We start from the raw sequence: 13602 nt of genomic DNA on the forward strand, positions 1-13602 counted from the left end.
GGCGCCCGTTCGCCTTTTGGGGCAAGGGGGCCGATGCGTCAGACGTCCGGGCGCGTGTTGCACCGCGCAAATCGTCGCAGATAGGAATAGAGTATCGGCTGACGGCGAAGTCGAAGTGCCCGCAAGGCACTCGCGTCATTCCGACGCCACGCCGCAAATCCCAATTCCCCTCCGGAGATTGAAGGTGTCGCTGCCTCCACTGCTGGTCGTTATCCCGATGCATTCTGAGCAGTTGTCCGAACTGCAAGCCCACTTCGACGTGGTCTACCGCCCAAGCCATCAGCCCACACCGGAAGGCTGGGGTGCCGAAGGCGAGCGGGTGCGTTTCGTGCTCACGAACGGCGCGCGCGGTCTGAACGCCGAAGAGTTGTCGCATTTGCCGAATGTAGCGCTGGTCAGCGCGCTGGGCGCTGGCTACGAGAATCTGGACATCGCCGCGATGCGCTCGCGCAATATCGTCGCCGTGAACGGCGCGGGCGCCAATGCGCCTACGGTCGCCGATCAGGGCTTCGCGCTGCTGCTCGCTGCCGTGCGCCGCATTCCGGAGTACGACGCCGCCTGCCGCAAGGGCGTGTGGCGCGATGCGCTGCCGATGCAGCCCGGCGTGTCGGGCAAGAAGCTGGGGATCGTGGGACTGGGGGCCGTCGGGCGTCAATTCGCCAAACGCGGTGAAGGTTTCGATATGCAGATCGGCTACCGGAACCGGAACCGTCGCGACGATTTACCCGCGCATTATCAATACTTCGATACCGTGCTGGCGCTGGCCGAATGGGCCGACTATCTCGTCGTGACAGCCCCTGGGGGTGCAGAGTCGCATCACCTCGTGAACGCCGAGGTGCTGCGCGCACTCGGCAAGCAAGGCTTTCTCGTGAATTTGGGACGCGGCAGTGTCGTCGACACGGCCGCCCTGGCCGACGCATTGCGCAATGGCACCATCGCGGGTGCGGGGCTTGACGTCTACGAAGGCGAACCGTCCCCTCCCGCCGCACTCATCGACTTGCAGAACGTGGTGCTAAGCCCGCACGTCGCCGGCCGCTCGCCCGAAGCCGAAGCCGCCACGCTCGCCATGTTCCTCGAGAACACGCGCCGTTATCAGGCAAGCGAGCCGTTGCTGACGCCGCTGTAAGCGCCGAAAGGCGTCAGTGATTGTCCAGCCCGTCAATGCTGCGCTCAGGCGACGATGTCAGCGTGACGCCGTCGTTGACGGGCTCGAACTCGATGCTGCTCTTCGCGCTGCCCGTGGTGAAGCTCGTCTCGCACGTTGGGCATTTCACTTCGGCATCCGAATGGAGATAGTCGTAAAGCATCTGGACCGTCGGCGGCGTCGCCGCGACGGCAAAACGCGCTTTACAGGTAGGACAAACGACGAAACCGGTGTGGATCGACAGCATGGCGGCCTCCTGTAGGCAACGTAGCCGATTCTACAGCCAGTCGGTTGGTCTCGGGCGGGTGCGCATCGGATCGCCCCGAGACTGGCGACCCGACGCCGTTGGCGAGGATGGCTGGTCTTACAGACGACTCGCTGCGAGAGCTGCCTGACCGAACATCGTCAAGCGTCCTGCCACGATCTTCGGCATCGTCAGCGTCCTTCGTGACGGAATTCGCGTGTTGCTCTCGGTAGGATGGAAGCCCGCCCGCCTTGTTTCATGAAGGAAACCTTACGGCCTCGCGTAATGCATTGGGAAAATCAATGCGCGGGAACCGGTGAACGACTCGGCCGATCGCATCGACATGGGTGACAGACGAGGCGACGACGTTCCCTCCATGCCGCCTATACTGACAATTCGGCTCACATCGCCCGCATCACCGGCGAATCAACCCTGCGAATCCTGCACTGGGAGCACACATGGCTCGCGCGATCTGGAAGGGTGCCATCAGTTTCGGACTGGTCAACGTGCCGGTCTCCCTGTTTCCCGCATCGACCACGCACACGCTCGATCTCGACTGGCTCGACAAGCGCACGATGTCGCCGGTCGGCTACAAGCGCGTCAACAAGGAAAACGGCAAAGAGGTGCCGCGCGACCAGATCGTGCATGGCTATGAGTACGAGAAAGGGAATTACGTCGTGCTCAGTGACGACGAGATCCGTTCGGCGAATGCGGCGGCCACGCAGACGGTCGACATTCTGGCGTTCGTCGATGCGACGGAGGTCTCGTTCATGTATCTGGACACGCCCTACTATCTCGTCCCCGAGCGCGGGGGAGCGAAGGCATACGCGCTGCTGCACGCAGCCCTTGCCAGGGCTGGCAAGCTGGGCATCGCGCGTGTGGTGATGCACACCCGTGCGCATCTGGCCGTACTCGCCCCGGCCGGCGATGCGCTCGTGCTCGACACGTTACGGTGGCAGGACGAGATGCGCGATCCGGCCGAGGTCGGGTTGACGAGGGAGAAACTCGGCAAGCTCGCCGCGCCGGGCGAGCGCGAGCTGGCGATGGCGATGCGGCTGATCGACGAGATGTCCGGCCCCTGGCGTCCCGATGACTACCACGATACGTTTCAGGACGACCTCAAGGCACTCATCGACCGCAAGATCGCCTCGGGACAGACACGCGAAATCGCGCAGATCGAAACCAGTGCGCCGAAGTTGTCGAGCAACGGCAACGGCACTGACCTGATGGCATTGCTCAAGCAAAGCCTCGGCATAAAGGGCAGACGGGAGGCCGTCGCCATCGAAGCGCAGGATGTCGAAACGAAGGTGTCTGGCAGCGGGAAATCCGCGAAGGCCGTTGCGAAGTCCACGACGGGAAAAGCCGGCAAGACGGCTGCGGCGAAAAAATCGTCCCCCGGCAAGGCATCGGCCAAACGTGCCAAAGCCCGGTGACGACGAGCATGCCGAAGCGCAAAGCGACTTCCAGCGCGACAACGCAGCGCCGCCCCCCCGGCGACTCGCTCACCCCCTACGACGCCAAACGCAATTTCGGCGCTACCCCTGAGCCGCGCGGCAAACGCGCGCTGTCCGGCAAAACGTTGCGGTACGTCATTCAACGCCACCAGGCGAGTCATCTTCACTACGACTTCCGGCTCGAACTCGACGGCACATTGAAGTCGTGGGCATTGCCGAAGCAACCGAGCCCCGATGTCAGCCGTCCTCGTCTTGCGGTTCAGGTGGAAGACCATCCACTGGCCTATGCTGATTTCGAAGGCGACATTCCCGCCGGGAATTACGGCGCGGGTCATGTCAACATCTGGGACAGCGGCTCGTGGGAGCCGGACGGCAACGCACAGCGCGACTACGCCAACGGCAAGCTGTCGTTCACTTTGCATGGCGCGCGACTGAACGGACGCTGGACGTTGGTTCGTACCGACAAACCCGCTCGCCAGCCTCAGTGGTTGCTGATTCATCGGCATGACGGGACTATCGCTGCGAACACCGCAGGGAAGTCGGCAGCAACACCGGTCGCGCAGCGAAAATCGTCGGCAAAGCCTCCCGCCGAAATGCGCCCGATGCTGGCTACGCTTGTCGACGCGGCGCCCGCTTCTGACGGCTGGCATGCCGAGGTAAAACTCGACGGCTACCGCGTCCTCATTCGTATTGCGGGCGACGACATTCGCGTCTTTACCCGCTCCGGTCAGGACTGGACGCATCGTTTTCGGCGTGCCGTGGACGCGCTACATCAGCTACGTAAGCGCGGCTTGCCCAACGCATGGCTCGACGGCGAGGCTGTCGTGACGAACGAACACGGCCTGCCCGACTTTCAGGCGCTGCAACGTGCGTTCGACGAGAACGTGCAGGACGCCATCCTGATCTACCTGTTCGACGTGCCATGGTGCGATGGCCGCGATCTGCGCGACGCTCCGCTGCGTGAGCGTCAGGCGGCACTCACTGCGATTTTCAAGGGGCGAGAGACCGACGCCGTGCGCGTCCTTCAGCCGGTCAGCGGCGATCTCGAATCGCTCTGGCGCGGCGCGTGCGAGGCAGGGCTCGAAGGCATCATGATCAAGCGCGACGACTCGCCTTATGTTGCCGGGCGCAGCGACGCGTGGCGCAAGCTCAAGTGCTCGCAGCGTCAGGAATTCGTCGTGCTGGGCTTCACCGAGCCGTCTGGCTCTCGGCAAGGTTTCGGGGCGCTGCTGCTCGGCTATTACGATGACGACGGCCAAACCCTGCGCTACGCGGGAAAAGTCGGCACCGGTTTCGATACTGAGGCATTGCTGCGTCTTCGCCAGCAGTTCGATGCGCACGAGACGGCACGTCCGCCGTTGTCGCCAACGCCTCGTCCGGGAGGCTCGGCACGCGTGCACTGGCTTCGCCCCACACTCGTCGCCGAAGTTCGGTTCGCGCAGTGGACGCGCGACGGTAACGTTCGGCAAGCCTCGTTTCTCGCGATGCGCAGCGACAAGCCAGCAAAAGACATTCGGCGCGAAGTCAGTCGCACCGGGTCCGCCAATCTCGACAGCCACACGGAGACGCCATCGATGACGCTCACCGCTCAGTCGCCTGAAGGAACGCGCGCATTGCCCATGAAGATCACGCACGGCGATCGCGTCATGGACACACATTCCGGTGTCACGAAGGCCGAGCTTGCCGCGTATTACCACGCAGTCAGCCCGTGGATGCTCCCGCATCTGAGCGAGCGGCCGGTGGCGGTGCTGCGTGCGCCCGAAGGCATCGGCGGGGAGATGTTCTTCCAGAAGCACGCGGCGAAGACGATGCAGGGCGTGCGTGCGCTCGACCCTTCGCTCGATCCGGATCATGAGCCGCTCATGCAGATCGACAACACGCTTGGTCTCGTCGGCGCGGTGCAGATGGGGACGGTGGAGTTTCACACATGGAATGCACGCAGCGATCTGATCGAGCGCCCTGACAGAGTGATCTTCGATCTTGACCCCGGCAAGGGCGTGACGTTCGAGCGCATCGTGGAAGACGCGCAACTGATCCGCAGATTGCTCGAGGCACTGGGACTGACGGCGTTCGTGAAGACTAGCGGCGGCAAGGGACTGCACATCGTCACGCCATTGGCACGGCGTCACGAATGGGACATCGCCAAGGGATTTGCGGAGGCTGTCGCCACACATATGGCGCGCGCCTTTCCGGATCGTTTCACGGCAACGATGGGACCGAAGCATCGCATCGGGAAGTGTTTCATCGACTATCTGCGCAATTACCGGGGAGCGACGACCGTTTGCGCATACTCTGCCCGCGCCCGCGAGGGAATGGCCGTATCGATGCCGGTGCGTTGGGAGGAATTGTCAGATTTACCCGGCGCCGACGCGTGGAACGTGCGCAACGCCGTCCAGCGGTTGAGCGCATTGACACAAGACCCTTGGGCCGACTACGACAAAGCCTCGCAACAGCGGGTGACGAAGGCGACGTGGGATCGGTTGCGGGATTGAGCCAGTGGCAAGACGGCACGAGCACACACGCGAAGCGCCGACTGTGGCGAGCGTGCAGGCGGAGCGAGTGCCATTCAACCGACTGACGCTCGAAAGTCATCGGAAGGTCATCGGAAGGTCATCGGAAATTCATCGTTAACGCCGCGTCACCCCCGCATCCCCGTCCTGCAGCCAGCGACGCTTATCCCGCAGTGGCGCCTCGCCAAACACGCGCGCGTATTCCCGGCTGAACTGCGACGCACTCTCGTATCCCACTGCCTGCGCGGCCGCCGCCACGGCAATGTCCGCCGCGAAGATCAACCGGCGCGCTTCCTGCAGGCGCAAGTGCTTCTGGTACTGCACCGGACTCATCGCCGTCACCAGCTTGAAATGGTGATGCAGCGACGACACGCTCATGTGTACTTCCTGCGCCAACGCCTCCACCCGCAACGGCTGGGCATAGTGGTCGCGCAACCAACGCACCGCCCGCGCGATGCGGTTCATCTGGCTGTCCTGCAACGCCATCTGCCGCAACAACACGCCCTGCCCGTTCATCAGCAGCCGATAGACAATCTCGCGCTTGATCATCGGCGCCAGTATCGGAATGTCCCGCGGCGTTTCCAGCAGGCGCAGCAACCGCAACACGGCGTCGAGCAGCGCGGCGTCCAGCCGGTTCACGTACATGCCCCGGCCGCTCGCCGAAGGGGCAGGCGGCGGCAGATGTTCGTCGCCAATGAGCGATGTCACATCCTCGGCTGCCAGATTGAGGCGCAACCCGAGATACGGCGACTGCTCGCTCGCCCCCGACACCTGCGCCACTACCGGCAAATGCACCGACGACACCATGTAATGCATCGGATCGTAAGCGTAATGCGCGTCCCCGATCAGCAAGCGCTTCTCGCCCTGCGCGATGACGGCAAACGCCGGCTGCTGAATCGCCGGCTTCGGTCCGCCAGGATGCAGAATGCGATGGACGAAGAGGCCCTCCACCGCTGTCGGCGTCGTGCCCTCCAGTCCATGCGTGACCCGCTCGAGCAGCCCCACCAATTCGTTACGCGCGGTAAGCGACGGATCGCCCGCGAACTCACTTTGCGCCGCCTCGCGTGGCGGATGTTTGACCAGATGCATGGAAGTGCCCTCAGTTCAGAACGGCCATCACCCTCACGACAGCCGCAATGTCGCACAGCATACGCTTGCCACGAGAATTTGCCTGATCCTCCAGATTCGCGTAGGCGCGATCAGGCAGAAATCCCGGAGAATCGGGCAAAATCCAAGCGTCGGCATCGGCCAACCGCCTCACCGCGCCGCTTGCATCCGCCATCTTCCCGCCATATCCGACAGTGCTTTCCGGCCACTCAGCGCCCCAACACCCGCGCGTCGTTTCGCTCACTTGCAGAATCAGGCAGGAAATGTGCAGGAACAGGTACTGCTTGCCTGATGCCCCGCGACGCATAATGCATTCCATCCCGTGCACGCCGTCTGTCCCCCATGGCGGCCACTGGCGACGGGCAGCAATTTCAACGGAGCAATGCAATGCGACAAAGGAAACTCGGCAACACCGGCCTCTTCGTCTCGGAACTGTGCCTGGGCACGATGACCTTCGGCGGACAGGGCGAAATGTGGAGCAAGATCGGCCAATTGCAGCAGAACGATGTCGACACGCTCGTGGGACGTGCGCTCGACGCAGGCATCAACTTCATCGATACCGCCGACGTCTATTCGGAAGGTCAGTCGGAAGTGCTCACCGGTCAGGCCCTGCGCAACCTCAAGGTGCCGCGCGATAACGTCGTGGTCGCCACCAAGGTTTTCGGCGCGACGGGCGCGCAAGGTGCGAACTCGCGTGGCCTGTCGCGCTATCACATCATGGACGGCATCAAGGCCAGCCTCAAACGCCTGCAACTCGATCACATCGACCTGTATCAGGTACACGGCTTCGATCCGGCCACGCCCATCGAAGAAACACTCGGCGCGCTCGACACGCTGGTGCGTCAAGGTCACGTGCGCTACATCGGCGTCTCCAACTGGGCGGCATGGCAGATCGCCAAGGCACTGGGCATTTCGGCACGCCTGAATCTCGCGAGCTTCGCGTCGCTACAGGCGTACTACACCGTCGCCGGCCGCGATCTCGAGCGCGAGATCGTGCCGATGCTGCGTAGCGAAAACGTCGGACTGATGGTGTGGAGCCCGCTCGCCGGCGGCCTGCTCTCGGGCAAGTACACGCGTGACGGTAAGACCGAAGCGGGGAGCCGCCGTCAGAGCTTCGACTTCCCGCCGGTCAACGTGGAGCGGGCGTACGACGCGATCGATGTCATGCGCGGCATCGCCGCCGAGAAGGGCGTGTCGGTGGCGCAGATCGCCCTCGCCTGGCTGCTCGCCCAGCCGGTTGTCACAACGGTCATCATCGGCGCCAAGCGCGCCGATCAGCTCGACGACAACATCGCGGCCACGCGCGTCACGCTGAACGCCCGTGAACTGTCGGCCATCGACGCCGCGAGCGCACTGCCGAGTGAGTATCCGGGCTGGATGCTCTCGCGTCAGGGCGACCCGCGCCGCGCGCAACTCGCCGAAGCTGGCCTGCTCTGATAGACGGCAGTCAGCGCCAAAGCGCTGCAACGAAACACGGCGCACCGCAAAAGGGGTGCGCCGTGTTTGTTTTGCCGGTGCGCTGCTCGCGTGCAGCGCGCAATGTCAGTTCGTCAGAACGTGTGACGCAAACCGACGTTCACGCCCAACTGACTCGTGCCCGCCGTCGGCGAACCGCCCGCCCCGCCCGAGCTCACGGAGTACGCCGCGTGCTCGCTGTTCGCCAGCCATGCCACCTGCGTATACACAGCGGTGCGCTTCGATAGGAAGTACGTGCCTCGCAGCGTCGCCATCGTCGCGCGCGTGTTCTGACGCGCATTGAGCATGCGGAATACTTCGCCGTCCACCGCGAATGCCGGCGTGAACTGGTACAGCGCGCCGATGTAGAACATATCGGAATTCACGTCCGCCACCGCAGCGGACGCCGTCTGCACGCGACGGCCCAGCCATCCTGCCCCCGCCTTCCAGTTGCCGCCCTTCACATAGCCGTTCAACTGCCAACGGGTGTCCTTGTCCGACGAACTCGTGAGCGGCACGGTCGCAGCGCCGTTGAAGAAGCTCGCCGCCGCCCCCGCGCCGCCGCGCTGTTCGTCCCAGGCCCCCGCCACGCCGAACCATGCCGTGTCGTACTTGAGCATGGCCGAAACCTGGCGGCAGGACGTCATCTGTCCGGGCGTCTGCCCGGCGCACGTGCCTTGCCCCGGCGAGTTGCCGGTGCCGCCGCTGTCGCGTCCGAACGAGTAGGTTGTGCCCACCGTCAGTCCTTGAAACACACCCTTGTACGCGACAGTGTTATCGCTGCGCGCATTCGGAATGTAGTTGTCGAGCGAGCCGCTGCCGTAGAGATCCGGGCCGAGAATGTCGGCGTCGCCCATGACCCAGAACGTCATCGAGTACTGACGGCCAAACGACAGCGTGCCGTATGAATTCGACAGCCCCACCCACGCCTGACGGCCAAACAGCCGCCCGCCCTGATTGAGGTCGCCCGCGCGAACGTTGAAACCGCTCTCCAGCGCGAACACCGCATGCAGGCCACCACCGAGATCTTCATCGCCACGCAGGCCCCAGCGCGATGGCAACGAGCCGGTGTTGCCCGGCATGCGCACGAGCGAGCTGTTGTTGGCTCCGGCGTGCGAAATGTATTCGACACCGGTGTCGAGAATGCCGTAGAGCGTCACGCTCTGGGCCGAGGCGGAAGTGTGGGCCAATGCGAGGCCGGCGGCCAGCGCGAGCGCGGGCAGTCCCTTGAAGGTCACGGTGATGTCTCCATTGAATCGTGTGGTGGTCCGGCCTGTGTCGACCGGTAGCTGACAAATGCCTGCGGGGGCAGGCGCCGCAGCCTGGCCGTCAGGGGACGGTCACGCCGCGGGTACCGCAAGGGCGAGCGCGGTCAGACGCTCGCCCCCGAACACCGCTCAGACTGTGCCCGTGGCGGGCTTGGTGGCCGCCGCTGCGAGAGACCCGGTGCGGCCCACGCGACGGCGCATGACGAGCATCAGCGCCGCCGCAAGAAACGCGGGAATCGCGACGATCTGAAAGGCTTGCGCCGTGCTCGATGCCGTGGCAATCAGCACGCCGCCGAGGCTGGAGCCGAGAATCGATCCGAGACGTCCCACCCCCAGCGCCCAGGCCACGCCGGTTGCACGCGATGCCGTCGGGTAGTACGCCGCCGTGAGCGCATTGGCCCCGGTCTGCGAACCCGCGACACCGAAGCCCGCGAGGAAGACCACGATCATCAGCCAGCCCGATTGATGCGTCACCGATCCCAGCACACACAGCGCGATCCCGGCCATGACATACGACGCGGCGAGCACCCGATACGGACTCGTGCGATCCATTGCGAAACCGATCAGCACCGCACCGACAGTCCCGCCCAGCGGCAACATCGCACCGATGCGGGCCGCTTCCGCCAGCGTATAGCCCGAATCCTTGACCACCAGCGGCAGCCAGCTTGTGAGCAGATAGAACGCGCACAGCGTGCAGAAGTACGTCGCCCAAAGCAGCAGCGTGCCCACGACATACTGGCGTGTGAACAGCCCGCCGACGGCGGAAGTCGCCGCACCGGCGGGGGTGACTTCCGGGTCGATGCGCGTCACATGCGGATCGATGTGGCGTGCAATGGCGAGCAATTGATCGGCGCTGTCTGCACGCGCAGCAAGGTAGCGCATCGACTCCGGCAACCAGCGCATGAGTACCGGCACGACCGCGAGCGGCACCACCCCGCCAGCGATCAGCACGCCGCGCCAGCCGATGTGCGGAAGCGTCTGCGCGACGATCTCCCCGCCGATGGCGAAGCCCAGCGTGAAGCCGCAGAACGTGGCCGTCACGAGCAGCGAACGCATGCGTTCCGCGCAATATTCCGAACTGAGGGTGATGGCGTTGGGCATGGCGCCGCCCAGACCAATGCCGGTAATGAAGCGCATGACGGCAAGCTCGGTCGGGCTGTGAACGTAGGCCGACGCAATGCTGCCCAGCGAGAACAGGATGACCGAGAGGATCAGCACGCGTTTGCGGCCGATGCGATCGGCCAGCGGACCGAAGATGAAGCAGCCGAGCATCAAGCCGCCAAGTCCGGCGCCGAAGACCGTACCGAGGCTGGTCGTCGCCATCGTCCATTCGCTACGGATGGCCGGGGCAAGATAGCCGATGGCCGCGGTATCGAAACCGTCCAGTGTCACGATCAGAAAGCACAGGGCAATCACGCGCCATTGAAATGGCGTGATGCCCCTGCGATTCATCAAAGCGGATATTTCCATGTCTGTCTCCTGTGCGGTGGTGACCGCGAACTGAGCGGCGGGCCGTGGCGTCTGTCGACGACGCTCTGTGAAGGCCACGCAGCCGGTTGGGGGCGATTACGTAAAAATGGCGGGCATGACGTTCCGGATCAATGCGTCACGATCACGCGCCGCCCGGCACGCTTGTGCCGTGCAGTTCCGGATCGCCGGCCGAGAGGTATTCCCACATGCGCTCGATGATCCGGCCCGAGCGGGTGGCGCGCGCCCGGCAGGCGTCGGGATCGAGTACCGTCGCGGGGTAAGCGGCTTCGAGTGCGAGCACGTCGAGGTCGACGCGTGCGGCGTCTTCGAGGTACCACGTGAGGGCCACCATCGCCTCAAGGGTGTCTGCGGCGACGACCGCACCGTTGCCACGCATCACCACGGCAGCATTCGTGCCCATCTTCGCGATGACCGCCTCGGCCTGCGCGTCGGAGCGAATCAGTTGCGGGTCGTCCCACAACGGCACACCGGGCGCGAAGTAAGTGCCCGGGCCATGCAACGCGCGCGGGGTTCTGCCCAGCGTCGAGAGCGACATGGTCTTGGGCGGCATCGAGCGCGCCACCGCGCCAATCTCGGGCCGTGAGCGATAGAGCTTCTGATGCAGACGGACTTCGCCGAGCACGCCTTCAGGCAGCGGACCATCGACGGGCACCACCGTGCCCGTTTCGCCCACGCCGATGAGCCCCATCGGACGCGCCGCGCATACGAGAAAGTGATCGGCGTCGAGACGCGCGCTGCAATGACCGTAAGCGTGCGCCAGGCCCGCGCGAGCCAGCGTGCGCGCCGCCACGCGCACCGCGCGATCCCGCTCGGCGATGCACGCGGCATCAAACGTGTGTTGTGTCATGGGGAATCCTGCGCATGCGGTGTGACGGCCGCCGGCCAATCGACGCACCGCATCTGGTCAAAAGGTCCGGTGGAAAAATCAGGCCGAGAACTCGGGGATCTCGGGTTTCGCGCCCCACATGCAGAACCCCGTCGGATCGAAGGGGAACTGACGCGGCACGTAGGTTGCCTCGTCCTCGGGGGCAATCTTGCGAACGCCCGTGGAGTACTCGTAGACCATGCCGTCCGGGCCGGCGAAGTATAGGAACATCGCGTGAGACGTCGGGTGACGCCCCGGACCGAAGCGAATCGGCACGCCCTGCTCGCGCAGGAAGTACCAAGAGCGCATGAGGTCGTCGATGGTATTGACCTGGAAGTTCACATGCTGGATGCCGGCGCGCTTGGCCGGGAACAGCGCGATCTTGTGATGCACGTCGTCGATGCGCAGCAGTGGTGCGTCGCCGATGCGATCCGACACGCGGGCGTTGCAAACGCTCGTCCAGAACGCCTCGTCCCGGCGCGCGTCAGTCGTACACAACCCCACATGACTGAACGAATCGATGCCGGCATCGCGCTCGCCGTGATAACCGCGTCCGGTCTGCGCAGCGCGCAACACCAGTTCGATCTGATTGCCGGTCGGGTCGCGAAACGTCAGGAAGCCGGCCACGCGACGCATGTCGGCTTCGTCACGCGTTCCGCGTCGAAACGCGATGTGCATGGCCTCGAGCTGCGCGGCGGCGGCATCGAAGTGCGCGTCGCTTGCCACGTCGAACGCAACCGTGTGGTCGGCGGGATCGCCCTCGAAGTAGCACACCGAATGGTCGCGGCTGTCGCTGCGAAAGAATACGTAACCGGCCTCCCGGCGCACTTCCTGCAACCCGAGAATGCTGCGCGCATAGCGTGTGGCACCTTCGAGGTCGCGTGTGCCCAGCCGCACGTAACGAATGTCGTGCAGATTGATCACCGCTTGTCTCCTGCGGATATTGTTCGTGTCACGGGCGTGCGCCCGGTGACTTCAATGTCGTGAGAGATACGATAAGGATCGATGCCGAATGACGCCAACAAATTGCGTAAATGCGCAGTATTTACAGCATGAATTGGGGGTGCAGCATGCGCATGGCATCGCCGCCGCGCTGGGCGGCGCGCCTGGCTCGCGGCGAAGATGGCGGATCAGTCTTCGCCGTGGAACAGGCGGAAGATGGTGCTGCGCAACCAGCGATGGCCGGCGTCGGTGTGAAAGCGTTCGTGCCACAGTTGCGAGATGTCGAACTCAGGGCCTTCGAACGGCAACGCGTAAGTGCACAGATCCGCGGCGGACTTGAGCGCGCGTCCGAGCCGCGTCGGCACACACACCACGAGGTCGCTTGCTGCGATCAGCGCCGAGAGCCCCATCGAGTGCGCCATGCGCAGCGCAACGTGACGCTGGCGTCCCGCCTGCGCAAACCAATGTTCGACGGCCGTTTCGAAAACATCGTGATGGCCGGCCGTCGGACGATAGACCGCGTGCGCGGCGTCGAGGAAGGCGTCGCTGGTCAGTTGCTCGCGAATCACGGGATGCCCGTCGCGCACGAGTGCGACGTAATGTTCACGAAACAGACGCTGCTGGTGAAAGCCCGACGAGAAGCGGGTGAACAGACCCAGCGTGAGATCGATGTCACCCATCGCCATGGCGTTCTGCGCCTCACGCGGCGTGGTGTCGACCGTGACGATGCGCACGCCCGGCGCCTCTGCGGCAAGCGTGGCCATCAGCTTCGGCATGAAGATCAACTGACCGATATCGCTCAGGTAAAGGCGGAACGTGCGTTGCGCGTTTGCCGGCACGAAGTCCTGCGGTGCTTCCACGGCGCCGCGAATCAGGCCGAGACCCTCGGTCACAGGTGGCGCGAGCGTGAGGGCAAGATCGGTTGGCAACATGCCTTGCGGCGTCTTGACGAACAACGGATCGCCAAACGCGAGGCGCAGGCGTTTGAGCGCGTTGCTCACGGCCGATTGCGTGAGGCTCAGTTCCTCTGCGGTGACGGTCGTGCTGCGCGTGCGCAGCAGCGACTCGAACACGAGCAACAGATTCAGATCGAGCGAGCGTAAGTTCATGCCCAGCCGTGCA

12 protein-coding genes are annotated in these 13602 nt (G+C 64.3%); 4 read left to right on the forward strand and 8 right to left on the reverse strand.

Annotation, left to right across the window (positions count from 1 at the left end; translation table 11 throughout):
• The first annotated feature begins 217 nt into the window (after positions 1–217).
• Positions 218–1126 (forward strand): 2-hydroxyacid dehydrogenase, encoded by a 909-nt coding sequence (locus tag PBR20603_RS01035; RefSeq protein WP_174977770.1) that lies wholly within the window; start codon positions 218–220, stop codon positions 1124–1126.
• A gap of 13 nt (positions 1127–1139) precedes the next feature.
• On the opposite strand, the gene PBR20603_RS01040 is transcribed toward PBR20603_RS01035, so the two are convergent.
• Positions 1140–1391: a zinc ribbon domain-containing protein gene (locus tag PBR20603_RS01040; protein WP_150557702.1), complete on the reverse strand. Its 252-nt coding sequence runs from the start codon at positions 1389–1391 to the stop codon at positions 1140–1142.
• A gap of 455 nt (positions 1392–1846) precedes the next feature.
• Here PBR20603_RS01040 and ku point away from each other — a divergent pair, with 455 nt between their 5' ends.
• Entirely contained in the window at positions 1847–2821 is a 975-nt protein-coding gene (gene ku / locus PBR20603_RS01045) for a non-homologous end joining protein Ku (protein ID WP_150557703.1), read from the forward strand.
• 8 nt (positions 2822–2829) lie between these two features.
• Positions 2830–5334 carry a DNA ligase D gene (gene ligD / locus PBR20603_RS01050; RefSeq protein WP_150557704.1) on the forward strand — a complete coding sequence of 835 codons (2505 nt, stop codon included), beginning with the start codon at positions 2830–2832 and terminating at the stop codon, positions 5332–5334.
• A gap of 135 nt (positions 5335–5469) precedes the next feature.
• Here ligD and PBR20603_RS01055 read toward each other — a convergent pair whose 3' ends face one another.
• The gene (locus PBR20603_RS01055; RefSeq protein WP_246174313.1) at positions 5470–6441 is read right to left on the reverse strand and encodes an AraC family transcriptional regulator; all 972 of its coding nucleotides are present in this window, start codon (positions 6439–6441) and stop codon (positions 5470–5472) included.
• A gap of 10 nt (positions 6442–6451) precedes the next feature.
• On the reverse strand, positions 6452–6778 hold the full coding sequence (locus PBR20603_RS01060) for a hypothetical protein (protein WP_150557705.1): 327 nt from the start codon (positions 6776–6778) through the stop codon (positions 6452–6454).
• Positions 6779–6846: 68 nt separating this feature from the next.
• Here PBR20603_RS01060 and PBR20603_RS01065 point away from each other — a divergent pair, with 68 nt between their 5' ends.
• Positions 6847–7896 carry an aldo/keto reductase gene (locus tag PBR20603_RS01065; RefSeq protein WP_150557706.1) on the forward strand — a complete coding sequence of 350 codons (1050 nt, stop codon included), beginning with the start codon at positions 6847–6849 and terminating at the stop codon, positions 7894–7896.
• Positions 7897–8009: 113 nt separating this feature from the next.
• Here the strand turns inward: PBR20603_RS01065 and PBR20603_RS01070 are convergent, their stop codons facing one another.
• From PBR20603_RS01070 to PBR20603_RS01090, 5 genes are all read right to left on the reverse strand, one after another.
• Positions 8010–9137 carry a porin gene (locus PBR20603_RS01070; protein WP_150558272.1) on the reverse strand — a complete coding sequence of 376 codons (1128 nt, stop codon included), beginning with the start codon at positions 9135–9137 and terminating at the stop codon, positions 8010–8012.
• A gap of 174 nt (positions 9138–9311) precedes the next feature.
• On the reverse strand, positions 9312–10652 hold the full coding sequence (locus PBR20603_RS01075; RefSeq protein ID WP_150557707.1) for an MFS transporter: 1341 nt from the start codon (positions 10650–10652) through the stop codon (positions 9312–9314).
• 142 nt (positions 10653–10794) lie between these two features.
• Positions 10795–11520, reverse strand: a complete 726-nt coding sequence (locus PBR20603_RS01080) for a class II aldolase/adducin family protein (RefSeq protein WP_150557708.1) — start codon at positions 11518–11520, stop codon at positions 10795–10797.
• Between the two features lie 78 nt (positions 11521–11598).
• The gene (locus PBR20603_RS01085) at positions 11599–12462 is read right to left on the reverse strand and encodes a VOC family protein (RefSeq protein WP_150557709.1); all 864 of its coding nucleotides are present in this window, start codon (positions 12460–12462) and stop codon (positions 11599–11601) included.
• A gap of 206 nt (positions 12463–12668) precedes the next feature.
• On the reverse strand, positions 12669–13589 hold the full coding sequence (locus tag PBR20603_RS01090) for a LysR family transcriptional regulator (RefSeq protein WP_150557710.1): 921 nt from the start codon (positions 13587–13589) through the stop codon (positions 12669–12671).
• Positions 13590–13602: the final 13 nt, after the last annotated feature.

The organism is Pandoraea bronchicola (assembly GCF_902459805.1).
Taxonomy (GTDB): Bacteria; Pseudomonadota; Gammaproteobacteria; order Burkholderiales; family Burkholderiaceae; genus Pandoraea; species Pandoraea bronchicola.